General features: G+C 61.4%; 27 protein-coding genes and 2 tRNA genes. 11 read left to right on the forward strand and 18 right to left on the reverse strand.

From position 1 onward, the window contains the following. Positions 1 to 28: 28 nt before the first annotated feature. The 3 genes from IB277_RS05065 to IB277_RS05075 all read right to left on the reverse strand — a co-directional run bounded on the left by IB277_RS05065 (position 29) and on the right by IB277_RS05075 (position 2143). Positions 29 to 469: a YaiI/YqxD family protein gene (locus tag IB277_RS05065; protein WP_090302256.1), complete on the reverse strand. Its 441-nt coding sequence runs from the start codon at positions 467 to 469 to the stop codon at positions 29 to 31. An 81-nt stretch (positions 470 to 550) separates the two neighbouring features. Continuing rightward, positions 551 to 1678, reverse strand: coding sequence for an S-(hydroxymethyl)glutathione dehydrogenase/class III alcohol dehydrogenase (locus tag IB277_RS05070; RefSeq protein ID WP_077967684.1), 1128 nt, complete (start codon positions 1676 to 1678; stop codon positions 551 to 553). A 69-nt stretch (positions 1679 to 1747) separates the two neighbouring features. Next, complete coding sequence (locus tag IB277_RS05075) at positions 1748 to 2143, reverse strand: helix-turn-helix domain-containing protein (protein ID WP_034804375.1); 396 nt, start codon at positions 2141 to 2143, stop codon at positions 1748 to 1750. A 246-nt stretch (positions 2144 to 2389) separates the two neighbouring features. On the opposite strand from IB277_RS05075, the gene IB277_RS05080 reads away from it, so the two are divergent. After that, entirely contained in the window at positions 2390 to 3328 is a 939-nt protein-coding gene (locus IB277_RS05080; RefSeq protein ID WP_060516826.1) for a DMT family transporter, read from the forward strand. Positions 3329 to 3334: 6 nt separating this feature from the next. On the opposite strand, the gene lipB is transcribed toward IB277_RS05080, so the two are convergent. Next, positions 3335 to 4054 (reverse strand): lipoyl(octanoyl) transferase LipB, encoded by a 720-nt coding sequence (lipB, locus tag IB277_RS05085; protein WP_090295775.1) that lies wholly within the window; start codon positions 4052 to 4054, stop codon positions 3335 to 3337. Between the two features lie 193 nt (positions 4055 to 4247). Here lipB and IB277_RS05090 point away from each other — a divergent pair. The 3 genes from IB277_RS05090 to IB277_RS05100 all read left to right on the forward strand — a co-directional run bounded on the left by IB277_RS05090 (position 4248) and on the right by IB277_RS05100 (position 6252). Continuing rightward, a tRNA-Leu gene (locus IB277_RS05090) sits at positions 4248 to 4332 on the forward strand. Between the two features lie 385 nt (positions 4333 to 4717). Then, a tRNA-Leu gene (locus IB277_RS05095) sits at positions 4718 to 4802 on the forward strand. Positions 4803 to 5067: 265 nt separating this feature from the next. Next, the gene (locus IB277_RS05100; RefSeq protein WP_110818983.1) at positions 5068 to 6252 is read left to right on the forward strand and encodes a serine hydrolase; all 1185 of its coding nucleotides are present in this window, start codon (positions 5068 to 5070) and stop codon (positions 6250 to 6252) included. A gap of 47 nt (positions 6253 to 6299) precedes the next feature. Here the strand turns inward: IB277_RS05100 and IB277_RS05105 are convergent, their stop codons facing one another. After that, entirely contained in the window at positions 6300 to 6569 is a 270-nt protein-coding gene (locus tag IB277_RS05105) for a hypothetical protein (RefSeq protein ID WP_060607338.1), read from the reverse strand. 52 nt (positions 6570 to 6621) lie between these two features. Continuing rightward, the gene (locus IB277_RS05110) at positions 6622 to 7131 is read right to left on the reverse strand and encodes a peptide deformylase (RefSeq protein WP_110818982.1); all 510 of its coding nucleotides are present in this window, start codon (positions 7129 to 7131) and stop codon (positions 6622 to 6624) included. A gap of 322 nt (positions 7132 to 7453) precedes the next feature. Between IB277_RS05110 and mgtE the strand changes: the two genes are divergently transcribed. Both mgtE and IB277_RS05120 read left to right on the forward strand, forming a co-directional pair. Beyond that, positions 7454 to 8875, forward strand: a complete 1422-nt coding sequence (mgtE, locus tag IB277_RS05115; RefSeq protein ID WP_043624851.1) for a magnesium transporter — start codon at positions 7454 to 7456, stop codon at positions 8873 to 8875. 71 nt (positions 8876 to 8946) lie between these two features. Further along, the gene (locus IB277_RS05120; RefSeq protein WP_089044566.1) at positions 8947 to 9333 is read left to right on the forward strand and encodes a MerR family DNA-binding transcriptional regulator; all 387 of its coding nucleotides are present in this window, start codon (positions 8947 to 8949) and stop codon (positions 9331 to 9333) included. 80 nt (positions 9334 to 9413) lie between these two features. On the opposite strand, the gene IB277_RS05125 is transcribed toward IB277_RS05120, so the two are convergent. The 3 genes from IB277_RS05125 to IB277_RS05135 all read right to left on the reverse strand — a co-directional run bounded on the left by IB277_RS05125 (position 9414) and on the right by IB277_RS05135 (position 11721). Next, the gene (locus IB277_RS05125) at positions 9414 to 9887 is read right to left on the reverse strand and encodes an isoprenylcysteine carboxylmethyltransferase family protein (protein ID WP_034796004.1); all 474 of its coding nucleotides are present in this window, start codon (positions 9885 to 9887) and stop codon (positions 9414 to 9416) included. A gap of 3 nt (positions 9888 to 9890) precedes the next feature. Beyond that, positions 9891 to 10898: a heparan-alpha-glucosaminide N-acetyltransferase gene (locus IB277_RS05130; protein ID WP_060517381.1), complete on the reverse strand. Its 1008-nt coding sequence runs from the start codon at positions 10896 to 10898 to the stop codon at positions 9891 to 9893. Positions 10899 to 11028: 130 nt separating this feature from the next. Next, positions 11029 to 11721 carry a DUF599 domain-containing protein gene (locus tag IB277_RS05135; protein ID WP_034795992.1) on the reverse strand — a complete coding sequence of 231 codons (693 nt, stop codon included), beginning with the start codon at positions 11719 to 11721 and terminating at the stop codon, positions 11029 to 11031. A 746-nt stretch (positions 11722 to 12467) separates the two neighbouring features. On the opposite strand from IB277_RS05135, the gene IB277_RS05140 reads away from it, so the two are divergent. Continuing rightward, positions 12468 to 13868 carry an L-serine ammonia-lyase gene (locus IB277_RS05140; protein ID WP_090295770.1) on the forward strand — a complete coding sequence of 467 codons (1401 nt, stop codon included), beginning with the start codon at positions 12468 to 12470 and terminating at the stop codon, positions 13866 to 13868. A gap of 120 nt (positions 13869 to 13988) precedes the next feature. Next, positions 13989 to 14426 (forward strand): DUF1489 family protein, encoded by a 438-nt coding sequence (locus IB277_RS05145; RefSeq protein ID WP_034795986.1) that lies wholly within the window; start codon positions 13989 to 13991, stop codon positions 14424 to 14426. A gap of 181 nt (positions 14427 to 14607) precedes the next feature. On the opposite strand, the gene IB277_RS05150 is transcribed toward IB277_RS05145, so the two are convergent. The 6 genes from IB277_RS05150 to IB277_RS05180 form a co-directional block, all read right to left on the reverse strand. Beyond that, entirely contained in the window at positions 14608 to 14877 is a 270-nt protein-coding gene (locus IB277_RS05150; RefSeq protein WP_034795983.1) for a hypothetical protein, read from the reverse strand. A 76-nt stretch (positions 14878 to 14953) separates the two neighbouring features. Continuing rightward, entirely contained in the window at positions 14954 to 16486 is a 1533-nt protein-coding gene (locus IB277_RS05155) for an SPOR domain-containing protein (protein ID WP_110818981.1), read from the reverse strand. A 181-nt stretch (positions 16487 to 16667) separates the two neighbouring features. Beyond that, the gene (locus tag IB277_RS05160; protein WP_089044569.1) at positions 16668 to 17402 is read right to left on the reverse strand and encodes a hypothetical protein; all 735 of its coding nucleotides are present in this window, start codon (positions 17400 to 17402) and stop codon (positions 16668 to 16670) included. 287 nt (positions 17403 to 17689) lie between these two features. Then, entirely contained in the window at positions 17690 to 18298 is a 609-nt protein-coding gene (locus IB277_RS05165; RefSeq protein WP_034795974.1) for a transglutaminase-like cysteine peptidase, read from the reverse strand. A gap of 696 nt (positions 18299 to 18994) precedes the next feature. Next, entirely contained in the window at positions 18995 to 19603 is a 609-nt protein-coding gene (locus IB277_RS05175) for a PilZ domain-containing protein (RefSeq protein ID WP_060607360.1), read from the reverse strand. A gap of 109 nt (positions 19604 to 19712) precedes the next feature. Further along, entirely contained in the window at positions 19713 to 20354 is a 642-nt protein-coding gene (locus IB277_RS05180; protein ID WP_244546740.1) for a PAS domain-containing protein, read from the reverse strand. A gap of 355 nt (positions 20355 to 20709) precedes the next feature. Here IB277_RS05180 and IB277_RS05185 point away from each other — a divergent pair, with 355 nt between their 5' ends. After that, positions 20710 to 21441 carry a rhomboid family intramembrane serine protease gene (locus tag IB277_RS05185; protein ID WP_089044571.1) on the forward strand — a complete coding sequence of 244 codons (732 nt, stop codon included), beginning with the start codon at positions 20710 to 20712 and terminating at the stop codon, positions 21439 to 21441. Between the two features lie 261 nt (positions 21442 to 21702). Continuing rightward, a complete protein-coding gene (locus IB277_RS05190) occupies positions 21703 to 22131 on the forward strand; it encodes a CBS domain-containing protein (protein ID WP_034795965.1) in 429 nt (142 codons plus the stop codon). A gap of 134 nt (positions 22132 to 22265) precedes the next feature. Here the strand turns inward: IB277_RS05190 and IB277_RS05195 are convergent, their stop codons facing one another. The 3 genes from IB277_RS05195 to folE form a co-directional block, all read right to left on the reverse strand. Then, entirely contained in the window at positions 22266 to 23225 is a 960-nt protein-coding gene (locus IB277_RS05195) for a patatin-like phospholipase family protein (protein ID WP_034795962.1), read from the reverse strand. A 398-nt stretch (positions 23226 to 23623) separates the two neighbouring features. Next, positions 23624 to 24076, reverse strand: a complete 453-nt coding sequence (gene hisI / locus IB277_RS05200; protein ID WP_034795960.1) for a phosphoribosyl-AMP cyclohydrolase — start codon at positions 24074 to 24076, stop codon at positions 23624 to 23626. A gap of 24 nt (positions 24077 to 24100) precedes the next feature. Then, positions 24101 to 24718 carry a GTP cyclohydrolase I FolE gene (folE, locus tag IB277_RS05205; protein WP_034795957.1) on the reverse strand — a complete coding sequence of 206 codons (618 nt, stop codon included), beginning with the start codon at positions 24716 to 24718 and terminating at the stop codon, positions 24101 to 24103. A gap of 340 nt (positions 24719 to 25058) precedes the next feature. Between folE and IB277_RS05210 the strand changes: the two genes are divergently transcribed. Then, positions 25059 to 25505 carry an iron-sulfur cluster assembly scaffold protein gene (locus tag IB277_RS05210; protein WP_034795955.1) on the forward strand — a complete coding sequence of 149 codons (447 nt, stop codon included), beginning with the start codon at positions 25059 to 25061 and terminating at the stop codon, positions 25503 to 25505.

Raw genomic sequence — 25505 nt, forward strand, 5'->3', positions numbered from 1 at the left:
GGGCCCCATGGTCCCGCCCGTTGTGCGATCATTTTCTCGACTGACGCGCGAGTCGGTCAAGGGTTTCGAGGAAGGCGGATCGATCGCGCGGTGTGAAGGCGGCGTTGTAGCCCTTGCTCTCGCCGGTCTCGCGCAGGTGCTGTCCGAGATCGCGCATCGCAGACGCCATGCCGATATTGCCCTTGTCGAAGATCCGGCCGGAGGGGCCGGTGACAAGTGCGCCGGCGGCAACGCAGCGAACGGCAAGCGGCACGTCGGCGGTAACGACGATATCGCCCTCGTGCGCCCGTTCGGCGATCCAGTTGTCGGCCGCGTCGAAGCCTGCCGAGACGATGACATTGTGCACCATCGGGTCGCGCGAAGGGCGCAGGCCCGAATTGGCGACCAAGGTCACCTCGATCCCGTGGCGCTCGGCCACTCTCAGGATTTCGGCTTTCACCGGGCAGGCGTCTGCGTCGACATAGATCATTTTGAATCAACTTCTCAACGGGACTGAAAAAGGCGCCGGAAATCAATCGTCTCCGGCGCCTCCTTGAATCAAAATAGCAGCTTAGTAGAGAACGACCGAGCGGATGCTCTCGCCAGAATGCATCAGTTCGAAGCCCTTGTTGATGTCTTCGAGCGGCATCGTGTGGGTGATCATCGGGTCGATCTCGATCTTGCCCTCCATGTACCAGTCGACGATCTTCGGCACGTCGGTGCGGCCGCGCGCACCGCCAAAGGCGGTACCCATCCAGGTGCGACCGGTGACGAGCTGGAACGGCCGCGTGGAGATCTCCTGGCCGGCGCCGGCAACGCCGATGACGACCGACTTGCCCCAGCCGCGATGCGAAGCCTCGAGCGCCTGGCGCATCACCTTGGTGTTGCCGGTGCAGTCGAAGGTGTAGTCGGCGCCGCCGATCTGGTCGGCTCCGCGCTTGGTCATGTTGACGAGGTAAGGCACGATGTCGTCGCCGACCTCCTTCGGGTTGACGAAGTGGGTCATGCCGAAGCGTTCGCCCCAGGCCTTCTTGTCGTTGTTGAGGTCGACACCGATGATCATGTCGGCGCCGGCAAGGCGCAGGCCCTGAATGACGTTGAGGCCGATGCCGCCGAGACCGAAGACGATCGCAGTCGCACCCATTTCCACCTGTGCCGTGTTGATGACGGCGCCGATGCCGGTCGTCACGCCGCAGCCGATGTAGCAGATCTTGTCGAAGGGGGCGTCCGGGTTGACCTTGGCAACCGCGATCTCCGGCAGCACCGTGTAGTTGGCGAAGGTCGAGCAGCCCATGTAGTGGTGGATCTTGTCCTTGCCGATCGAGAAGCGCGAGGTGCCGTCGGGCATCAGGCCTTGGCCTTGTGTCGAGCGGATCGCGGTGCACAGATTGGTCTTGCGCGACAGACACGATGGGCAGGAGCGGCACTCGGGCGTGTAGAGCGGGATGACGTGGTCGCCCTTCTTCACCGAGGTCACGCCCGGGCCGACGTCGACGACGATGCCGGCGCCTTCATGGCCGAGGATCGCAGGGAACAGGCCTTCCGGATCGGCGCCGGACAGGGTGAAATCGTCGGTGTGGCAGATGCCTGTGGCCTTGACCTCGATCAGCACTTCGCCGGCCCGCGGGCCTTCGAGCTGAACCGTCATGACCTCGAGCGGCTTGCCTGCCTGAACGGCAACGGCGGCGCGTACATCCATCTATTTTCTCCTTGGACTGAAATGACGTCGGGCCGCCAGAACGGCGGCCCTAAGTGGAATCGCAATAGGTTATCGAATGTTCTGTTGAACGCGATTGAGTTCCATCTCAAGAGCGGCAATCGCCTTGCCGGTCTGTTCGTGCAGCTTCTTGACGAGGGCGAGCTGCTCGCGCAGGCCGTCCTTCTCGTCGATTGCGTCGGCATCCGGCGCGCGGCCGAGCCCGGCGATCAGCCAGGCCGGGGTGACGCCGAGTACGCCTGCAAGCATGAACAGCCGGTTTGTGCGGGGTTCGGCCCGATCCCGTTCCCAGGCCGCGATGGTCTCCGTGCGCACGCCGAGTTGATCGGCCAGTTCCTTGGCGCTGAGATTTGCGGCGTCGCGCGCCCTCCAGATGCGTCCTCCCAGCGTATCACCGTCGCTGGTGTCGCGCAGGCGGGCAATCATCGTTTCGGTGGACAAGCGCATGGACATCTCCTTTGCCACGGTCACGTTCAAAGGTCCCGAACCATGGGGGCCGACGGCCGACCTTTAGATCCGGGGCGGAAGATTGTCCTGAGCTTATAGGCATTTGGGCGGCGAGGGACCACCCCGAAGCGCCAAAAACACCGTCAATTGCGGCTAGGGCGCGGATAGTTCCTTGCCCGTCGCATCTTCGGCCGTTGAAAACCAACGCGTAGGCTCTAATGTGCGGCGGCCACAGGAGCTTGCCCCATGACAGACGCCCGAACTGCGACCACCGACCACACCGACACGGTGATGCAGGGCGTCGCCATCATGCTCTTTGCCATGGTCATCCTGCCGGGCATGGACGTGATTGCGAAATACATGGCCGTCTATGAGGGCATGTCGCCGGGGCAGGTGACCTTTTACCGCTTCTTCTTCCAACTGGTGGCGACGCTACCGATGCTGCTTGGCGCCGGTGGCCTGCGGGCGCTGAGGCCAAAGCGGCCCTGGGCCAATCTGCTGCGCGGTGTACTGCTGGCGACCGCGGCCTTGTTCTTCTTCATATCGGTGAAGTACATGCCGCTTGCCGACACCTTCGCCATCTATTTCGTCGAGCCCTTCATCCTGACCTGTCTTTCGGCGGTGTTCCTCAAGGAAAGAGTGGGCTGGCGGCGCTGGCTCGCCATTGTCGTCGGTTTCGGTGGAGCGATGATCGTCATCCAGCCGAGCTTTGCCGCTTTCGGCCTAACCGCGCTGTTGCCGGTTGCCTGCGCCTTCGTCTTTGCCTGCTACCTGCTCCTCAACCGTGCTGTCGGTACCGGCGACTCGCCGCTAACGATGCAGACAATTGCCGGCATCGGCGGCACATTGACGATGGCGCTGGTGATCCTGATCGGCAACGGCATGGGCAGCGCCGATTTCGTGCCGTCGCTGCCGAAGTCGCCGCTTGGCTGGATGCTCGTGATCGTGCTTGGCGCGCTGTCCGGCTACGGCCATCTGCTGGTGGTCAAGGCGTTCCGGGCGGCACCCGTCTCGCTGCTCGCACCGTTTCATTATTTCGAGATCGTCACGGCGACGGCGCTCGGTTATCTCATCTTCGGAGACTTTCCGTCGCTCTCCAAATGGCTTGGTATCGCCATCATCGTTGGCTCGGGCCTCTTCATCATCTGGCGTGAGCGGCAGGCTGGACGTCGAACGGCAAGTTGAACGGGCTTACGGCGCGTCGTTCCGCGTCGGACCGAACACGGTCTCGAAGGCCTCGCGCAAGCGGATGTCCACGTCCGGCATCATTACGGGCAGGCCGAGATCGACGAGGCTGGTGACGCCATAACCGCGAATGCCGCAGGGCACGATGCCGCCGAAATGGTCGAGATCCGGGTCGACGTTGAGCGCAAAGCCATGGAAACTCACCCATTTGCGCAGGCGGATGCCGATCGCGGCGATCTTGTCTTCCGACATGGAGCCGTCGGGCAGGGCAGGCTTTTCCGGGCGCCGCACCCAGACACCGACCCGGTCTTCACGCCGCTCGCCCCGAACGTTCATCGAATCGAGCGTGGAGATGACGACGCTTTCGAGTGCCGCGACGAAAGCGCGTACGTCCTGCTTCCTGCGCTTGAGGTCGAGCATGACGTAAACGACGCGCTGGCCCGGGCCGTGATAGGTGTATTCGCCGCCGCGGCCGGTGGCAAAGACCGGAAAACGGTCGGGCATGACGAGATCGGCGGCGTCGGCACTGGTGCCGGCCGTATAGAGCGGCGGATGCTCAACGAGCCAGACCAGTTCATCTGCGGTGCCGGCGGCAATCGCCGCGGCTTCCTGCTCCATCAGCTCGACGGCCTGCGGATAATCGACCAGTTCGGAGGCAATCCGCCAGCGAACCGGGGGTGATTCCGGAGGGGAAAACATGTCCTGGCTCAGATTTTCACGCTGCATTCGCTCGGCATTCCTGTTTTTTGGAGCCTGTACATGGGATGGCGCGAGGCAAGAGTCCAGCGTTTCCGGGGCTCCTTGGGCGGGCTGTTGAAATAGTTTCATTTCCCGTCAAAATTCTGTCGTGATCCCCTTGTGCCCCCCAGGGGCTTTTGCTACATGCAGCCCCGTCGACGCAAGTCGGCCCTACCACGATGCGGTCGTGGCGGAATTGGTAGACGCGCAGCGTTGAGGTCGCTGTGGGGCAACCCGTGGAAGTTCGAGTCTTCTCGACCGCACCAAAAAAACCCGGCTTCGGCCGGGTTTTTTGTTTTTAATCCTGGTGTTAGCCAATTAGGCCTTCTGCCCGGGCGCAACCGGCGCATCCCTTTGTCTTCCAGTCCATATCATGCGTTCGAATAGGGGTGGCGGCCGTCGCTGATCTTGCGCGCGAATGCCGAACGAATTGCCGACGATCCCGTCGTGGCGAGAGCGAGCCTCGAAAGGCGTCGGGGGAGGTTCGTTCGCTGGTCTGAAATGCGCGCGCTGAACGCCGTCTTTTCGTGCCGCTCTGTGAATGCCCTCCCGTCCGTCGCCATCGTTTAATTTGTCCACAGCCATCCCTTGTGCACTCAAGGGGCTTTTGCTACATGCAGCCGCGCCGACGCAAGTCGGCCCTACCACGATGCGGTCGTGGCGGAATTGGTAGACGCGCAGCGTTGAGGTCGCTGTGGGGCAACCCGTGGAAGTTCGAGTCTTCTCGACCGCACCAAATACCCGGCTTCGGCCGGGTTTTTTGTTTCAAATCCATGTTTAGCTTCCCCGTTCTGGCGCACCCTGATCGGCGGCATCGTGATGCCTTCTGGCAATCCGAGTCTCGCTCGTTTCGCGCTGGGTTGGCCGACGGCACTCTTTTTCCACAGCCGTTAGAAAATGGCTTGGGCCGCCCTTTGATGTTAAGATTTGCGCGGCGGTTCAACGTGAAGGGTGGCACGACCGCCACGCGTGTCGAAGCCTTGGCTGTGCGGGAGGTTCCTTTGTCCGGCGATCTCAAGACTGCTGCCGATGCAATCCTCAATGCCGCGGTCGCTTCCGCCGATGGCGTGCCAGGCGTTGTCGCAATCGCCACGGATCGCCATGGCAATTTTTACGCGGGCGCCACCGGAAAGCGCTCTTTGGCTGGCGCGACGGATATGACCATCGACAGCGTCTTTGCGATCTTCTCGATGACGAAGGCGATCACGGCGACGGCCTGCCTGCAATTGGTCGAGGAGGGCAAGCTCGATCTCGACGCTCCCGCCAGGCAATACGCGCCCGAAATCGGCACGCTGCAGGTGATCGAGGGGTTTGACCTCGCGGGGAATCCGAAACTCCGCCCGCCCAAACGGGACATCACCACGCGCATGCTGCTCCTGCACACGGCCGGTTTTGGCTACGATTTTTTCAACGAGACCTATGCCCGGTTGGCGCGGCAACATGGACAGCCGAGCGTGATCACCGCGTCCCATGCATCCATCCGGACGCCTTTGCTCTTCGATCCCGGCGACGACTGGGAATATGGGAGCAGCCTGGACTGGGCCGGGCAGGTCGTGGAGGGCATCACCGGCAAGCGGCTTGGCGCTGTGATGGCGGAACGCATCCTCCAGCCGCTTGGCATGGAGGACACCGGTTTTGCAATGACCGCATCCATGACATCCCGCGTGGTTACCTTGCACCAAAGGGACGACGCCGGACGTTTGTCGCCGTTGCCTGATTTCAGGCTCCCGCAGGACCCGGAGGTCCAGATGGGCGGGCACGGTCTCTATTCGACGGCCGTCGACTACGCCAAATTTATCCGCATGTGGCTCAACGATGGGATGTCGCCCGGCGGTCGGGTGCTAAAGACGGAAACGGTCGAAATGGCGGCAAGGAACGGCCTCGGAGAAAGGAAGATCAAGAGGCTCCCGGGGGTAATAAGAAGCCTGTCGCACGACGCCGAATTTTTCCCCGGCATACCGAAGTCCTGGGGGATAAGCTTCATGATCAACGATGAAGCAGCACCGACGGGGCGGCCAGCCGGTGCGTTAGCCTGGGCGGGGCTTGCGAACCTCTACTACTGGATAGATCGCCAAAACGGTCTCGGTGGCCTGTGGGCGACACAGATACTGCCCTTTGCCGATCCCGTTTCGTTCGGGAGCTATCTCGATTTCGAAACGGCGGTGTACGCGGCTCGAAATACATAGCGGCGACGGGCGACAGAGGTCGCTGCGCCCGTACGCCCTGATCCGTGTCAGTTGTTGCCGGCAGGTCCGCTCTGGTCCATGCGGCGGCGGACGAGCTTGTAGGTGCGGTCGGGCTGAACTTCGTAGGTCTCGTAGACCATCTGGCCTTCATACATGAAGCGGTTCTGGATCATGGCGCCCGGTGCGGCCTGTGTCTTCCTGTTGGCCGCGTTCTCGCCATAGGTCAGGCTCTGGGGCAGGGGCTCGAGATCTTGCTGGGCGCTGTTGCAGCCGGCGAGCGCGAGGAGGCCGATGAGGGCGAGATAGGTCGGTTTCATGGTTCGGTCCTTGGTGACTATGACGTGATGTTGCGAGCAGGGAATCGGTGCGCTAGCCGCGCGCCTGCTCCCTGGTCAGCTTTTCGAACTTCTTGATGGCGCGGTCGCGCTTCAGGCGCGAGAGCCGTTGTGTCCAGAAGATGCCGTCGAGCTGGTCGATTTCGTGCTGCAGGCAGGTGGCCATGAAGCCGTCGGCTTCCTCGTCGATCGTCTCGCCGCCAAGCGTCTGGTAGCGGACGCGAACGGCGCGGGGGCGCTCGACCTCTTCAAGGATGCCCGGCATCGAGACGCTGCCTTCCGTATGGGTCGCCTTCTCGTCGCTACACCAGATGACCTCCGGATTGACGAAGGTCCTGGCGCCGCTTTCGCGATCGAGCTCGATCACCGTCAAGCGCTCCAGGATGCCGATATGCGGCGCGGTGATACCGACGCCGGGGGCGTCCCGCATCGTGTCGAGAAGGTCCGCGGCCAGCGCCTCTAATGCCGCGTCGAAGCGGGTGATCGTCTCCGCCTTCCGCGTCAGCAGCGGGTTGGGAAAGCGGACAATGGGGCGAATGGCCATCAGATCTTCCTTGGCGGCGCCAAATGGGTGTTGCGCCTCCGATATCTCGACTGAAGTGCTAGCCGATCGCGCAGTCGATGTCGACTGTGTCGAGAAGCAGCCGGTTTTTCATGTATTTGCAACAGCTTGAATAAATCTGTTGTTGCGGCGCGCCCGGTGGTATCTGTGCTGTGGACCTCGGCAGGGCTTTGCGCTAGCAGGCTGTAAGGCCAGAATTCCCGCCCATGGCGGCGGATGAGGGTGAGGCAAACGTCAGTGGACGCATTCTTTCCGGCTCGCGAGGCGGACGGCCGGGAAGCAGCAAATCGTTTCGAGGGCGCGCATGAGCAATACTGGCGACGAAGACCGCGGCTCAGAAGACGTCAAGGCCTTTGACGGCTCGGACATTTATGCCGACGACGGTTCTATCCGCTCTGATTTTCTCATGCATGTCGGCGCGGCAATCGCCGACCGCGATACGATCTATCTGCGCCAGCACGTTGCCGGCCTGCACTCGTCGGAAATGGGTGACCTGCTCGAGGCGATCCAGCCCGATCAGCGCCTGGCGCTGGTTTCGCTGCTCGGCAAGGAATTCGACCTTTCGGCACTGACGGAGGTCGACGAAGCGATCCGTCTCGATATCGTCGAGCACATGCCGAACGAACAGATCGCCGAGGCCATCGGCGAGATGGATTCGGACGATGCGGTCTACATTCTGGAAGACCTGGACCAGGAAGACCAGGACGAGATCCTGGCGAAGCTGCCGTTTACCGAACGGGTTCGCCTGCGCCGCTCGCTGGATTACCCCGAAAGCACGGCCGGCCGGCGCATGCAGACCGAGTTCGTGGCGGTGCCGCCATTCTGGACCGTCGGCCAGACGATCGACTATATGCGCGAAGACGAGGACCTGCCGGAGAGTTTCACGCAGATCTTCGTGATCGACCCGACCTTCAAGCTGCTCGGCGCCATGGACCTCGACCGCATCCTCCGAACCAAGCGTTCGGTCAAGGTCGATGCGATCATGCACGATACGAGCCATGCCATTCCGGCCGAGATGGACCAGGAAGAGGCGGCCCAGCTATTCGAGCAATACGACCTTCTTTCTGCGGCCGTCGTCGATGACAATGGCAGGCTTGTGGGCGTGCTCACCATCGATGACGTCGTCGACGTCATTCAGGAAGAAGCCGAGGAAGACTTGCTGCGCCTGAGCGGCGTCGGCGACGAAGAACTCTCGGACTCCGTCGGGGAGGCATCGCGCTCGCGCGTGCCCTGGCTGTTCATCAATTCGATGACCGCCTGCATCTCCGCTTCGGTCATCGGCCTCTTCGACGCGACGATCCAGCAGATCGTGGCTCTCGCCATCCTGATGCCGATCGTTGCGGGCATGGGCGGCAATGCCGGTTCGCAGACGATGACCGTTACCGTGCGCGCGCTCGCAACACGGGGTCTCGACATTCACAACGCGCCGCGCATCATCCGGCGTGAAGCCGGCGTTGGACTGCTCAACGGCATGATCTTCGGCACGCTGATCGGGCTTCTTGCCGGTCTCTGGTTTCAGGACCCGAACATCGGCGGCATCATCGCAACTGCGATGCTGATCAACATGATGGCTGCGGCCCTTGGCGGCATCCTCGTGCCGCTCTGCCTCGATCGCTTCGGCGCCGACCCGGCGGTCTCTTCCGCCGTCTTCGTGACGGCCATTACCGATATCACCGGCTTCTTCAGCTTTCTCGGCATCGCCACTTGGTGGTTCCATGTCACGTAACGTGGCGCGTTGTTTGACTTTTACGTCAAGGTCAACGATAGTGCATGCCCAGGAACACATGGAATGGCAGCGTGGATAAATACTATAGCATCACCGAATTGACGCGGGAATTCGGCATTTCCACGCGAACGCTGCGTTTCTATGAGGACGAGGGCCTCATCCATCCGGAGCGCCGTGGTCGCACGCGCCTGTTCCGGCCGGCCGACCGGCGGCTCATTCAGGAGATTCTGCGAGGGCGCCGCATCGGCTTCACCATCGCCGAGATCCGTGAAATCATTCAGGTCTACAAGGACCCTCCCGGCGAGCTCGGCCAGCTTCAGCTGCTGATGTCGCGCGTCGAGGAAAAGCGCGAAGAGCTGCGCCAGAAGCGCAAGGACATCGACGATACGCTGACGGAACTCGACAATGTCGAGGAAGCGTGCCTGACGCGTTTGGCCGAAATCGGCGTCGGCACCTGAAGGGTCGCTGGTTTATGTCTGGAATTTTCGAAGGGTAGCGTTCGCGCTGCCCTTTTTGCTGCGTGTATCCCTGCCGGCGCTCAGATCCAACGGCTGGTATGCCGGCAGTAGCGCTCGAATTCGAAACCGAAGCGCGACAGCAGGTGCCGCTCTTCATTGCGGATGGCAAAGAGTGTGGTCAGCATCACGGCTGCAATCGCCATGATGAAGAACCACGGATTGAGCGTCGCCAGCCCAAAGCCGATCATCATCAAGGTGTAGCCGAGATAGATCGGATTGCGCGTGAAGCGGAACGGACCGTAGGTGACCAGGCATGTGGCTGATCGGTAGGGCATGACCGCCGTATGCCGATCGAGCAGCGTTTTGACGGCCCAGAGGGCCAGCCAGATCGCAACGATAATCAGGGCGCCGCCGCTGATCCAGGGAAACCAGCCGTGGCCATGTGCCACCGGAATGGGAAAATGTCGCGCCAGTAGAAGCGCCGCAAGAGTGGCGACCCCGTAGAGAAGGGCCGGCCATGGGAAGTTCAGCGGCTTGGCACGATAGGCATTCATGTCCTAGTCCCCTGATTGCACGTTCATTGTGCATTGCTGCGCGATTCGCGCAATGCGTTCATCGCTGCTGACGTTGATCTCTCCCCTGTTCAGGCTGTCGAACAGGTTCTGTTCCACCAGACGGTCGAGGGTACAGCCGCAGAAGCTGTCGCACGGCACGGCAGGATTTCCCTGGTTGCAGGCCGCAACGCAATTGCTGCGGTAGGCTTCCTTGGGATCCGGCAGTGTCGGCGGAGAGATCAGCGAGAAGAGATAGACCAGTCCGATGAGCACGGGCTGGTGAATGAGGTATATGGCCAGACTGTGACGGCTGCCGAAGACGAGGGGCGTCATCCACAGCCGCCCCTTGCCATCTGTGGAGGGCCGGCTTGCAAGCGCGGATACCAGCCGCGCGTGGAAGAGCTTGGCGGCACCAAGGCCGAGCAGAAACGGCCCGAGCCACGGCAACAGCGGCACGTAGTCGTTGGACCGTGGCAGCGTCTCGGACAGACCGACCCACCAAAGCCAGGGCGCATCGAAGATCGGCGAGCGCAGATAGAAGGGTGCCGCGATGGCCGCGGCGGCTGCGGCGAAGGAAACGACGGCAGGAAGCCTGAGGAATATCAGGCCGATCAGGCTTGCCGCGGCGATCGCATGCAGGATGCCGAAGAAGATGAAGGTGTCCGGGAAGGCAAAATAGGTGGCAATCGTGATCAACGCTGCGGCGCCGGCGATCTTGGCGAAACGGCGCAGGAACGCGTTGATGCGGATCGTCGGCCATTGTCCGAGCACGAGGCTGTAGCCGGCAAGAAACAGGAAGCTGCTGGCAATCAGCCGCGCAAAAATCTTCCAGCCGCCGGTGCCGGCCGTGCCTGCTGCGACATAGCCGAAGAACTCGAGGTCCCAGACGAAGTGATAGGTCGCCATGGCAAGCAGCGCCACGCCGCGCGCGACATCGATGAAGGCGAGGCGCCTGCCTGTCGGTTTCGCTGGGGTCTCTGCTGCCGGTGCGGTCACATGGATATCGGACATGGGCATTCGCCATCCTGTTGGCGTGAAGAAGAGTGGCAGGCCTGGCTTGCGCCAGGCACGCGTCCTTGATTGCTGACGGAACGCCGCGGCTGCGATCCGCAGCCGTCCGGCGCGCCGGTTGCGCGGATTGTCAGGGTGTTGCGTCCTTGAGGAGCGCGGAACGCGCCTCCGAGAAGAACTGTCTGCGGGTCAAGACGAAGATGACGAAGACGGTGAGCGCCACGAACACATAGGGGCTGATGAACCAGCCGAGATAGCCGATCGAAAGAAAGATCGCCCGGAGACCGGCGTTGAAGTGCTTGGCGGCAAGCACGTTCATGCGGATCGCCCGTTCGGCCGCCTTCTCCGCCGCATGTCGATCCCGCTGCATGTCGGCGGTCATCGGGATGCCACCCATCAGGATCGAGCAATAGTTGAACAGCCGGTAGGACCAGCCGAACTTGAAGAAGGAGTAGCCGAAGAGGCAGGTGAGGCCGCCGACCTTCAGCTCGAACGCCGTGCGCCCGCCATGGAAGACATAGGGCATGTCGGCAAAGATCATCTGCGCCTGTTCGGTAGCGCCGAGCAGTGCGAAGCAGCCGCCGAGCGCGAAGATGGTCGTTGAAGCGAAGAAAGCGGTGCCGGCCTGGAGCCCCGCGATGATCTGCGTATCGATCATCTTCAGGTCGCGGTTGAGCGAATTGCGGATCCAGCGGCCGCGATGCTCGTTCATGAGGCGCGTAAGACTCACGCGTTTGAAGCCGCGCGTGCCATCGGTCGCCCAGCTGAAACCCGCCCAAAGCAGGATAAACACGACAAGCGCTATGTAATCTTCGAAGGTCATACACGTGTTTTTGGCATGGCTTTTGGAAATTGCAAGGTGGCCGGGGCGGTGTCGGAATCCGCGACGCGTCAACTACTGTGATGAAATTGCGGCGGAATTTCTTCCCGGCCGTACCGACCATTTGTGCGGTTTTCACCAGGATCCTGTGTTCGGTCGCACGGGCTTGACACCTTTCCGCCACATTCCCCCATTGCGCATTTACGCTTTCTTCAATATGCATGGCCCCAGACGCGGGCGCCCACTGTGCTGCCCGCGGCCGTTGAGAGTGTTTTCGGAGACATCATGGACAATACAATTCAGAAGTCTTGCTGGGGCGTAACTGCACGCGCCGTGGCTGGTTTCGCTGGCGTTCTTGTTCTTGCTTATCTTTTCGGCGGCCTTTGATATCTAGTATCTAGAAAAGTCCACTGATTGACGGCGCGGCTTCCCAAAAGCCGCGCCGTTTTTGATTCCAGGCAACCAGTGGCGCTACCCGGAGCCCTTGCGGGAGGTCAATGTCGCACGGACGGGATCGAATGTCGGTTGACCGCCTGACGGCCTGCTATGGGATCGCTTAGGCTTCGTTCCTATATCTGCTTGCGGATCTCCTTAAATCGGCACCGATCAAGGCGTAAAATCCACCAGCAAATAAGAGGGTATCACGCCGGTTCGCATAGACTTCGAAGCGTGGTATCGAGGCAATCGTGAATGCGGTGCCGGGCGATCATGCCCGTGCGTCGCGGGTCAGTCTCCGGGGCAGGCAGCTTATGTTTCTTTCCGTCTTCGACGTGTTCAAGATTGGTATCGGGCCTTCGAGCTCGCATACGATGGGGCCGATGTCGGCCGCCAATCGCTTTCTCGATCTCATCCTTTCCGACGACTGGCCACGTCCGTCCCATGCCTCCGTTGCGGCGATCAAGGTGAGCCTGCACGGTTCGCTCGCCCACACCGGCATCGGCCACGGAACGGGCAGGGCGGTGATCCTCGGACTCGTTGGCGAACGCCCGGATCTCGTCGATCCGGATCGCATGGATGCCCTCATCGATGAGGTCGAACGCACGGGCCGCATTACACCGCCGGGCCATCCGTCCTACGAATTCCAGCCGAAGACCGATCTGGTTTTCGACAAGAAGGTGCCGTTGCCCGGCCATGCCAACGGCATGTCGTTTTCTGCCTTCGACCGCGACGGCCGCCTGCTGTTGAAGCGGATCTACTATTCGATCGGCGGCGGCTTCGTCGTGACCGACACGGAACTTGAGGCCATGCGCGCCTCGAAGAACAAGGCGACGGGCGTCAAGGTGCCGTTCCCGTTCTCCTCGGCCCAGGAAATGCTGGACATGTCTGCGCGCTCAGGCTTGACGATTGCGCAGATGAAGCGGGCGAACGAAGAGGCGGCGATGTCGCCGGACGAGCTGAACGCCGGGCTCGACCGCATCTGGGGCGCCATGAGCAATTGCATCGACCGGGGCTTGAGCCAGGACGGCATCATGCCCGGCGGCTTGAAGGTTCGCCGCCGCGCCCGCTCGATCCACGACAAGCTGCAGGAGGAGTGGCGTTCCAACAAGGCCAATCCTCTGCTCGCCAACGATTGGCTGAGCGTCTACGCAATGGCGGTCAACGAGGAAAATGCCGCCGGCGGCCGCGTCGTCACTTCGCCCACCAACGGTGCCGCAGGCGTGGTGCCGGCGACGATCCGCTATTACATGCATTTCCATGACGACGCCGACCAGGAAGGCATTCGCGACTATCTGCTGACGGCTGCCGCGATCGGCGGCATCATCAAGCACAACGCCTCGATTTCCGGCGCTGAGGTCGGCTGTCAGGGCGAGGTCGGCTCGGCGTCCGCGATGGCGGCGGCGGGCCTTGCTGCCGTTATGGGCGGTACCCCCGAGCAGATCGAAAATGCGGCCGAGATTGCACTCGAACATCACCTCGGTATGACCTGCGATCCTGTGGCCGGCCTCGTGCAGGTGCCCTGCATCGAGCGCAATGCGCTTGGAGCGGTCAAGGCGGTGACGGCCGCTTCTCTGGCGCTCAAAGGTGACGGCAAGCATTTCGTGCCGCTCGACGCCTGCATCGAGACGATGCGGCAGACGGGCGTCGACATGAACGAGAAGTACAAGGAAACATCGACCGGCGGTCTTGCGGTCAACGTTGTCGAATGTTGAGGCTTGCAAGCCTCTCGAAGCCCAGACGCCGGTGTATCGACCGGACGTATTGCGGTGATTGTGGATGAACGACGTCTGGCCGCTTGACCGCAACGGCCGGACGGGTGTTCAAAAAAAGCCATGTCTCTACATCTCATAAAGCTCTGCGTCGGAGCGGAATCGATCGAGGACCTGCGCGAATGGGTTTCGCGCAAGGCGATGGCGGCCATGGCCGCCGGCCTCGAGCCGCACTCGTTCCACACGACGCGCATGGTGCCCAAGCGCGTGGAGGAACTGCTGGAAGGCGGCTCGCTCTACTGGGTGATCAAGGGCAGCGTGCAGGCGCGCCAGCCGCTCATCGGCATCGAGACCTTTACCGACGGCGAAGGTATCGGCCGTTGTAATCTGCTGCTGGGTCCGGAAGTGATCGAAACCGAACTGCAGCCGCGTCGCGCGTTTCAGGGATGGCGTTACCTGACCGACAAGGACGCCCCGCGCGACCTGGCGTCGCTATCGGGCGGCGGCTCCGAGATGCCGCTCGAACTGCGGCGCGAACTGGCCGAACTCGGGCTTCTCTAGAAGTCATATGCCGCGGGCATTTTGCTGAGCTCTTGGCAATCGAGCGGCAACCAACGCGTCCTTGAAGGTGTCGCCTGCTTTCGCACTCTTCTGCGCGCGCGAAACGGCCCTACCGAGGCCGCACCATCATCCAGCCAGAAAGCAAAAAGGCGGCCGTGGCCGCCTTTCGAACTGTGAATGTTCAGGTGATCCGCATCTTCAGCGGATGGCGCCGGTTTGGCGCCGTCACGTGAAGGTGGATGCCGGCGCGCGGCTGGGTCGAGCGCCAGGCTCGAGCTCCGTGCGTCAAAAGCATGCCGACGAGATCGCGTGTCTTGGCCTTCGATCGATTGAGGCCGAGATCGGCGATGCGCATGGCCGCCTCGTGCAGGGGGTGCAGATTGATGCGCGACGGTTTAGCCCGTCGCCCCGGCAGCGGGGTGACACCCGGAACGTTCTCGTTCATTGCCATGTTTAACCTCGTTACGCTGTACAAATCCGAGGAAGGCGGCCGGAAAACAAACACATCCGGCCGCCAAATTTCGTCGCTACTGCTGGCTGGCCCAGCAGGAGATGCCTTTCTTCTTCAAGGCCTTGCAGGCGTTGACTGCCGAATTCTGGTCATCGAAGCCGCCGAAGCGGGCGCGGTAGACCTGGCCGAAGGCGACGGTGAACGGCTGCGCGTTGCGCAGTGCCTTGCCACCCTTGTCCTTGGCGTTGCCGAGCAGCGTCATGGCCTGATCCTTGTCCGGAGTGGCACCGATCTGGATCACCCAGCCCTGCGGCTGCGCCGGCATCGGCTCGGCCTTTGCGACTTCAGCAGGCTCTGCCTTGGCAACAGGTTCTGCCTTCTTCGGCACGGAATTGGTGATCTGGGTGTCGACCATCGCTGCGGTCGCAGGCTGGCGAAGCTTCAGGCTCTGCGCGTCGAGCGTGTTAGGAACGATTTTCGGAGAAAGGACAGGGTTGTCCGATGCACGCTTGTTGCCGGCATAGGCCATCTGCACGCTGCTGGCGCTTTCGCCGTTGTAGCGGAAATCCGGAACGGGACCGGTGTTGGGCAAGTCATGGCCAGTGGCGACGGCTGCGACGACCGGCGTCTCGGCAACGGGCGCTGCGGCTGCAACCTGGGTCTCTTCGGCCGGAACGGGGGTCGGCTTCGTCTCGGCAATCAGGTTGCCGTTGCCGCGACGCGATGCGTCCGGCATGTACTTCGCAACCAGGCGGCGCATCTGTGCATCGCGGCTGGCGCCCGAGGTGCCGCCCATGACGACGGCGACGATGCTGCGGCCGTCGAGTTGGGCCGAGGTCACGAGGTTGAAGCCGGAAGCACGCGTGTAGCCGGTCTTGATGCCGTCGACGCCGCGCACATTGCCGAGTAGGCGGTTGTGGTTGCCGATGGTCTGCTTGCCGAAGCGGAAGCTGCGCGTGGAGAAGTAGTCGTAATATTGCGGGAAATGCTGACGAAGCGCGAGGCCGAGGCGGGCCTGGTCGCGTGCGGTCGTGCGCTGTTCCGGATTGGGCAGGCCGTTGGCGTTGCGGTACGTCGTGCGCGTCATGCCGAGCGCGCGCGCCTTGTTCGTCATCATGCGGGCGAAGCGTTGCTCGGAACCGCCGAGATACTCGCCAAGTGCCGTGGAGGCATCGTTGGCCGACCGTGTAACGAGCGAAAGGATCGCCTGTTCGACGGTGATCGACTGGCCGGCGCGCACGCCGAGCTTCGACGGAGGTTCCGCGGACGCATTTTTCGAGAAGGGAATCTGCGTGGACTTGCTGATCCGACCGGCTTCGAGCGCCTCGAAGGTGAGGTAGAGCGTCATCATCTTGGTGAGAGACGCCGGATAGCGCAGTTCGTCGGCATCCTCGCCATAGAGGATCTTGCCGGTCTTGGCATCGACGACGATGCCCGAATATTTGGGATTGGCGTAGGTCGACGCCGCAAAGCCGGGCAACACAAAGGCGACCGAGGCAATGGTGCCTGCCAGGACGACCCGCTTTACCATCTTTGAAAGAGCGCCGAACGGGCGCTTCGCGAGATCAAAAAAACCGGTTTGGGACACTACGCTGCTCTTTATTCTCATGTCATGGGGTTGTCCGGACGCCGCCTCCGGGAACGACCGTTCTCGAGACAGTATCGGCATAGCGTTACCAATCGGTTTATGATGAATGATTGGTTTCCGGAATCGGACGCATTCGTACAAAGACAATTCCGGTGTAGCGCAATGATGCGGTGCCTGCCTGCACCACATCAGTTGGACGAAATCAGGGCACGATTCGGCTTTTGATGAAAGCTGTAATCGCGTTGTCGATTTCCTTCCATTGCGGCAACAGTTTATTGGCGAAGCGGTAGAGCACGACGAGGTCCTTGCCGGCATGAATGTCGCGCTGGCAGTCGGCGCTGGTCGATATGGTTTGCGCATCGGATTTCAGACAGCGCACCACGTAGGGCGCCTGGCCTGTCCGCTCCGCAGTATAAAAGACTTCGCCTGCGTAGCTGGAGGCAGCTTTGGTCGCATGTAAAAGCAGTCCGTTCGGCCCGGGGGATGGAGTGCCGTCGAAGACCTGCTTGTAGATCGGCTCCACCCGACCCGACATGTCGCGGGACATCGTGCTTTGCGAAATCTGCAGGAAGATCAGATTTTCAGGCGCGTCGACGTCGTTGAAGAGGTCGCGATTTTCGTCGCTGTAACCTTCAAGGCCGGGCCATGTCAGGTAGACATCGACACGCCCGACGATCGAGGTGGCACGTTGGGCCTCGAAGCGGATCATGTTCGCCGGCAGCCGCAGATGATCCTGTCCGATGAAGATATCGTAGGGCTCCCTGCTGGCGGTGTGACCGGCCAGCGCCAGGTTTTCGCCGAACCATCTTCCCGCGAACGCGATTGCCGCCGTCAGGGCTGCGAGCACAACAACGACCGCCGTCACCCGGTAGATGAAGCGGGCCGACAGCAGCGGCCGGAGTTCCGGTTCGTCTATCCCGTTTGGAGCGTTGCTCATGGTGGCCGTCCCGTCGCGTTGGCCGCGCCCAAGTCGAGTGTCGAGCCCTTGGTTGGCGGCGGACCGAAGTGTGGCGGACGCCGCTTGCCCGACGCTGGTCGAAGACGGTTAACTTTCGATGAATGCCCTATGCCTGCGTGCGTCCGGGGAGACAAGGCCGCATAAAAAACGGCCGGTTCCGAGGGACACGGAACCGGCCGAGGCTCGGTCTGGACGGGGAAAATGGACTGACCGAGGCCCGTTGGGAGAGACGTCCGCCGGGTGGCGGCTCGCCTGTGTTTCAGATCTTACTGTGTGCGAACGCTACCGACGGCAACGGTGCGGCCGTCCTGAAGCTTGACCCAGCGGCCGGAATGCTCGGTCGATTGGCGCTTGAGGTAGGTGTATTCGGTATCCGACCACAGCAGCACCTTGTTGCGCATGTTGTCGAGGATGAAGTCGCCGCGGTCGGTGCGAACGGTGAGGACGGCATGGCCGTCGCCATTCGGCTGCAGCACGACGGTGATCAGCAGGTCGGATGCGGAGAAGCCGTTTTCGATCAGCTTGCGGCGCTTCAGGAGGACGTAGTCTTCACAATCGCCGACGGTTTCCGGATAGGACCACTTCTCTTCGACGCCATGGATTTCCATGTCGGTCATCGGAGTGATCGCCTGGTTGACGTCGTAGTTGATCTCGAGAATTTTCTGCCAGCCTTCGCGGGTCAGCACCATCGGGCCGCCATCCTTGCCGTTGGAGGTGCACTCCGACGCATAGATCTTGCAGAACTCGTAGTGGCCGATCGGCGGGTTGGTGGAGCCGGTCACGACCATGTTGGCCGGAAGCGCCTGAGCCGTGCCGAAAAGGCCGCCGGTGAAAAGGACCGCAACCGCGATCAGCTTGGTGATTGTCTTGAGCATGATTGTCTCCCCGTTATGGTTCGACAATGGCACAGACGTTTTTATCGCTCGCGAACTTGCGAGCTAAAAACAAGTACAAATGAAAGTCGTATAAGAATAAAACAAGAATAGAATTTTATTTGTATTTGAATCGAATTTGAATCAAATTTTATCGATTTTAGCTCCGCCCGCTGGTGGAGACGTAATTTGTTAAGCATTTAACCCGCTGTATTTGCTTGGTTATGCGGGAAACGAGCGACTGGGCGGTGCAAAAACTGCGGCGCGGCCACGGCAGGAGATGCGTCTTTGCAGCGTCTCTACTTGACACTTCAGGAGAGTTTTGACTTGAAATATGCGTTTTCGCTTGAATTCCACCGGAAAAATATTTGCGGACGACGAGAGCATTTTGATCGCGGCGCCGGACTTGTCTCGAAATGATCCAGGCGCGGATGCGGCGCGCTTCTGCTCGCGAAAACCGCTCCGGTTGCCACCGATCATCGTGTGTCTTCGGGCTCGGGGACGTAGGGCCTAAGCGAGCACGCCTTTAGCGCGTTCTCTCGGGCGTAGCCGAGCGGAGCGATGTGGGAGCGGGGGTTCTTTGCCGCACAAAAGAAGCACGAAGACGGTTTTATGTCTGAAGGACAGTTCGGGAGATGGTCGGGCTAGGAGCGTTGCTCAATGCAAGGCGGGTAGCCGAAGGACGGCGCAGGCGCGCCGTTAGAGGAATTCGGTCAGCGCCTCACGGGACTGGATGCCCAAGAACTCGATGGCGCAGCCTTCCTGGAAGTGACGGACGATCCGGCCCTTCATATTTCCCAGGAGGATGGCGGTTCCGATCGGTGGGCGGTTCTCGATGTCGACGGCAGCACCGGACAGCGAAAGGTCGATGATGCGGCACGGGAACTTCTCGCCCGTGTCGAGCGTCAATTCGGTTACCGTTTTGCGCGGCGCAAGGCGATCGTGGCGGCGGTCTTCGGGCAGGCCGAGCTCATGCTTGTTGGCGATCCAGGTGAGTTGGGCCGCGAGCTTCTCGCGCTTGCGCTCGGTCGCGTTGAGCTGGATGACGAAAGCGCCATCGGCGATGCGAGACACCGTGCCTTCGAGACGACCGACGTGATCGACATAGGCGATGATGCGTTCGCCCGCGCGCGGCTGGGCCGGCGAGGAAAGCAGGACGTCGCCGGGCGACATGTCGATGGCGGTGCACTCGAACTCGTCATGATTGGCAAGCATCAGCCGCCCCGCCAGATTCACGGAAACGCGCTGGAACGCACCTTCGTGGTGCGGTTTCGGAGCGGTATTCTGTGCGTGCTGAAACGAGAACATGATGACTCTGTGGCGACATAGCTTGGCTGGCGGAGCTTAGCCTTTTCAAGTTAATAGAAGGTTCGTCCTCCGGTTGGTCCCTGACATCATCTCGGGACAGTCGGCGCGATCAATCGCGGCGCCCGCCCTCGAGGATGCGGAGATGCCCGAACTGGCGGAATTCGCGCGAAAATGCGCCGGCGGCAGGCGATTTCGCAAAGGCATCGCTCTGTCGCTCGGTTTCCTCGTCGCGAAACACAGCAGTCCGATCAGGGTCGAGAACCTTCATGCCCGTCGCATCGAGACATTCGATTGAGGTTGCATGCAACCAATACGGGCGGGAAAGAGGTGAGAGGGCGCCAAGGACCCGGTCACTTTCTCCTTTGCTGGAGGCAAGCGGCAAAAGCAGGGTTTCGATATCGACTTCCCGCGCGTCGGCGGTACGGCCCTTGGCCGAAAGCACGAGCGGCACACGGTGCGTCATGACCTGGCCGGTGATGCGCTGCGTTTTCGCCGCCTGGCTGCCGAGCCAGAGCATGCCGAATTGCCGCCCGCGCAGCTCCTGCCCAAAGAGGGCGCACACCTGGGTTCCCGCCAGGCGAAACGAGATGCCGGCATTGCGGTCGCGCTCGAGAATGAACAGGTTCGGCAGCAGCGTTTTGATGTCGGAAGGTTCAAGCTCGTCGCGGCGCGGAAGCTCGCGTTTCCCGCGAATGGTGTTCCAGTATCGGAAAAGCTCCGTCGTCGTATTGCTGCGCATCGCTTCTTTCATTCCATTCCTGCGGCCCGTTGTGTCCCGGTTCGAGACATCTTCGGCCATGCATTTCGGTTCTGAGGATTAAGGAGCGAAAATCGTGCCAGCCGGAAATTAAGGTTAACAAACGGTTTCCGTTGCAGTGCGCCGCCGCAACTGGCAGGGGAGGACATCACTTTACGAAGCGTTGTCTTCGGCACTTGAACTGGAGCTCGGATCTGAGCTTGGCGACCGTTCAGTTTTTGCTGGACGGTCTTTTTTTGTTTGCTTATGGCTGGTCGCCCCAACTCCAGTCCTAATTCCGGTGATGCCATGCCATCGCCGCGATCGCACAGGAATGTGTGGGCCGCATTGAGAGGAGAACACAGCAACCATGGAACGAGATCAGACGGCGACGCCACCGGAAGCAGAGCGCGACAGCGCCGCGAGCCCGGCGCGCGAGCCGGCCTTCAATCTGCCGGCGGGGCTGACCATCATCCTGCTGTTTCTGATCGCAATCCATGTTCTGCGAACCTACGTGCTGCCGCCGGCGATCGATCAGGAGATCATCTTCAACTTCGCCTTTCTCCCGGCCCGCTACGATCACCCATTGGCCGAGCAGGGGCTTGCCTGGCTGTGGAGCCCCGTCACCTATTCCTTCCTGCATGGAAGCTGGGAGCATCTGATCTTCAACATCTTCTGGATGGTGGCCTTCGGTGCGCCGGTCGTGCGACGGATCGGCATGGGGCGTCTCGCCGTGTTCTGGTGCCTGTCGGCGGCGGCCGCAGTCGCGCTGCATACGGCGTTTCACTGGGGGGAAATGATCGTCGTCGTCGGCGCTTCCGGCGTGGTGTCCGGATTCATGGGGGCTGCCGCGCGCTTCGTCTTCTCGCCGAGCGGGCGCATCAGCCGGCAGTTTGCCCATCTCAATCGTCGGCTCGACGTCGGTGAGGCTCTGGCCAACCGCTCGGTCGTGGTCTTTGCCGGTATCTGGTTCCTGACCAATTTCCTGATCGGCCTTGGCATGTTTACCCCCGGCGGAGCGGGCAGCGTCGCCTGGGAAGCGCATATCGGCGGCTTCCTCTTCGGCTTTCTGCTCTTCAGCCTTTTCGATCCGCGTGACTGACGGAGCGAAAGATCGGCGGACGGCGCTTGTGAGCGCTTGATTTCCCCAGGGCGCTGGCGCACCATTTGTTACGGTCGCCCGTGATCGAAAGACTGGGCGACCCGTGTAGGCCGGGTATCGAATGCCATCCGCGTCTGAGGAGCACGCGAGACGGCTTTCGCAAGCGGCCAGGGTACAGGTTCCATCGCCCGACCGTACCGCACGTGAGATGGCTGGACCTATCCCTGCCGACCCGGTGTTGTCGCAACGGGAGATGTGCGCATGTCAGTAAAAGCCATACTCGATGAAAAGGGCCGGAATGTCGTAACGGTCGGCCCTCAAATGACAGTCCAACAGGCTGCCATCCTCTTGCGTGACAATCATATCGGTGCGGTCGTCATCCTCGACGCGGACGATCAGATCGCAGGCATCCTCACTGAGCGCGACATCGTCGCAGCGATTGCCAAGCAGGGTTCGACCTGTCTCGAAAGGCCGGTGGCAGCGGTCATGTGGCAGAATGTCTATTGCTGCACCGAGGACATGTCGGTTCAGACCCTGATGGAAATGATGAGCAAGCTCCGGGCCCGTCACCTGCCGGTCGAAAGGAACGGCCAGCTTGCCGGCATCGTCTCGATCGGTGACGTGATCAAGCATCACATCCGCGCCATCGAGCACGAGACCGAACAGATCAAGGCCTATATCGCCGGCTGAGAGAAAAGGGCGGCATTGCGCCGCCCTCTTAATCCCCCTGGGAGCCGCGAAGCACCCGTGTGTTCAGGGTACACCTTGGGCGACCGGTAACGTGCGCCGCTGCGTATCGCGGCTTTCATGCCGCGCACGCTCCGTCAGCGAACGAGCACTTCCTGCATGCGGCGAATTTCAACCAGCCTCGCCTTTGCCTCGTGGTAGCCGCGATCGATGGCCTCGCCCGCGCGGTGGAATTCCGAAAGACCTATGTCGTTGAGTTTCGGGTGCAGCGCCAGGTCCGGCGGGTCGCCGGCAAGCCGGGCGCGGGAAATCCGGTCCTGGATGATGTTGAAAGCCTGGACCATGACGCTGGTCATGCCGAGGCGCGACTGGTGCGGCGCTTCCTTGGCGGGCGCATCCAAGGATTCAGCACCGGCGCTGTGTTTGACGACGGCCGAGCGGCCATAGAGATCGTAGTTGAGGTTCACCGCGACGACGAGTTGCTGCTCATGGGCGCGACACACCGAAACCGGAACCGGATTGACGAGCGCGCCATCGATCAGCAAGCGTCCATTCGCCTTGATCGGCTCGAAGATGCCGGGCAGGGCGTAGGAAGCCCGGATCGCGGTGATCAGCGATCCCTTTTCAAGCCACACCTCGTGGCCGCTGTGAACTTCCGTTGCAACGGCAATGAACGGCCTGTCGAGGCCTTCGATGCTGAGGCCTTCCAGATGCTCCTGCATGCGCTTGGTGAGCCGCAGGCCGCCGAAAAGGCCGCCGCCGCCGATGGCGAAATCGAGCAGGCCGGCGATCCGGCGTACGGTGAGGGAGCGGGCGAAGGCTTCGAGTTCGTCGAGCTTGCCGGCAAGATAGCAGCCACCGACGAGCGCGCCGATCGAGGTGCCGGCGATCATGCCGACTTCGATGCCTTCTTCGTCGAGCGCGCGCAGCACGCCGATATGGGCCCAGCCGCGCGCGGCACCGCCGCCAAGCGCGATTGCGATCTTCGGTTTTTGCGGAGGTGGCGCCGGTTCAGGTGGCGTTGTCGAAATCGATGTTCCGTCCGGTCCGGACAGATCCGTAATCTGATTGTTACGCGTAAACGTCCAATTCAACATCCGGCACCTCCAACACCGCCGAATACTCCGCAGCGCGACACGTCGATGAGAATGCGCGAAGGTCGCTGTGGCAATTCATCGCTGACTAAACTTCCAGGGGTCGGGATTGATCCTGGAGAGAGGCAATTTCATGCGCGCGTCCTGGGGAGGCTCCGCCAAGCCGGCGCCGGTGCTGGCCTTGTCCGCTTCATTGCTGAAAGACTGGCACCTTTGTCTAAGGTATATCACCGATCCCACCGACGATTGCGGCACGACCGATAAACATTGGATACAGTTTGCAATACAGTTTGGAACGAGATCGTTCCGATTGCGCCGCATCCCTGCTTAAGGATTAGGCGCCCGGTTGGTTTCCAAAATATAAATATAGCATGCACCCGCGCCAAAAAGATGCGCGATGCTTAATTTTTATCATAGATCTCGGCGGGGTCGAAATGCCTGTGGTCGTCGGTGATTTTGACCGAGGCCTTGCCGTCTTCGGTGCCGACGGTGCGGTAGAAACAGGAGCGGCGGCCGGTATGGCAGGTCGCGTCGTGGCCGGCGACGGAAACCTTCAGCCAGATCGCATCCTGGTCGCAATCGGTGCGGATTTCCTTGACCGCCTGCAGGTTCCCGGAGCTTTCGCCCTTCTTCCAGAGGCTCTTGCGCGAGCGGCTGTAGTAGTGGGCCACGCCGGTCTCGATCGTCAGGGCCAGGGCCTCCGCGTTCATGTGGGCGACCATCAGCAACTCGCCGTCCCTGACGTCGGTGACGACGGCGGTGATCAGCCCCTTTTCATCAAAACGGGGAGTGAAGGCCGGACCGGTTTCCAGTTCGGCCTTGTCTGAGGAGGGAGCGTCGAAGGTGAGCGTCATGGAAAGGCTCCGTCTGTCGGAGCCTTACTTGAAGCCCCTGATCATCGTCATGAACCGCGCCTGCTCGGCCGGTTCCGTCTGGAAGGTACCCGTAAATGTGGTCGTCAGCGTTGTCGAGCCTTGCTTCTGCACGCCGCGCATCGCCATGCACATATGCTCGGCTTCGATCATCACGGCAACGCCGCGCGGGGCGAGCGATTCGTCGATCGCCCTGGCGATCTGCGCCGTCATCGATTCCTGCGTCTGCAGGCGGCGGCCGTAAATATCGACCACGCGGGCGATCTTCGACAGGCCGAGCACGCGCCCGTTCGGCAGGTAGGCGACATGCGCCTTGCCGATGATAGGCACCATGTGGTGCTCGCAATGCGAATAGAACGGGATGTCCTTGACGAGCACCATATCGTCGTAGCCGGCAACCTCCTCGAAGGTGCGGCCAAGCACGTCTTCGGCAGCCAGATCATAACCGCTGAAAAGCTCGCGGTAGGACTTGGCCACGCGCGCGGGCGTATCCAAAAGTCCCTCGCGCTGCGGGTCTTCGCCAGCCCAGCGCAAAAGAACGCGCACCGCTTCCTCGGCCTCCTTCTGGGTGGGGCGGCCGCTCGCATCGTCGAGCACAGGAAAATTCTTCACTATGGCATCCATAATGGCCTCTTTTAGCAATACGGGATTGCTTGACGTTTTATCTTTCGGACAACTCGCCACTGGCCATTCGCCTAACCCTGCAGGCTTGGGTTCCGTTGGCGGGCTCCGGGGCTTTCCGGTCCTGGCTTAGCAGTGCACTGGACCTTCCGGCACGGTTTCCCAAACAACAGGCGACATTGTTCCTCTTGCGGAACTGTCGCCCCAACACGACATAGCATATAGTATGGTGCCACAGAGATGAAAGAGGCGGAGCGTGTCGCGTCGTGCTTTTTTCCCGTCTACCGGAGAAAATCATGCGTCGATCACTCAAAACCGCGAAAAATCAGTCGGATCGCGTCAAATGATGGATGACATCTACAACAGCCGAATTCTCGAATTCGCCGGCAACATTCCCCGTATCGGGACGCTCGGCGATGCCGATGCGGACGCGACGGCGCATTCCAAGCTGTGCGGCTCCAAGGTGCATATCTGGTTGAAGATGGATGGCGACGTCGTCACCGATTTTGCCCATGACGTCAAAGCCTGCGCGCTCGGCCAGGCGTCGTCCTCGATCATGGCGCGCCATGTCGTCGGCGCCGGGGCTGAGGAGATCCGCCAGGCGCGCGAAGACATGCTGGCTATGTTGAAGGCGGACGGTGAGGGGCCTTCGGGCCGTTTCGAGGACATGCGCTTCCTGCGTCCGGTGAAGGACTACAAGGCGCGCCACGCATCGACCATGCTAACCTTCGATGCGGTCGTCGATGCCATCGAGCAGATCGAGGCCAGGCGACTGCTCGCGGCCGTCTGA

Origin of the sequence: Ensifer sp. ENS07 (assembly GCF_014852185.1) — a bacterium.
Classification (GTDB): domain Bacteria; phylum Pseudomonadota; class Alphaproteobacteria; order Rhizobiales; family Rhizobiaceae; genus Ensifer; species Ensifer adhaerens.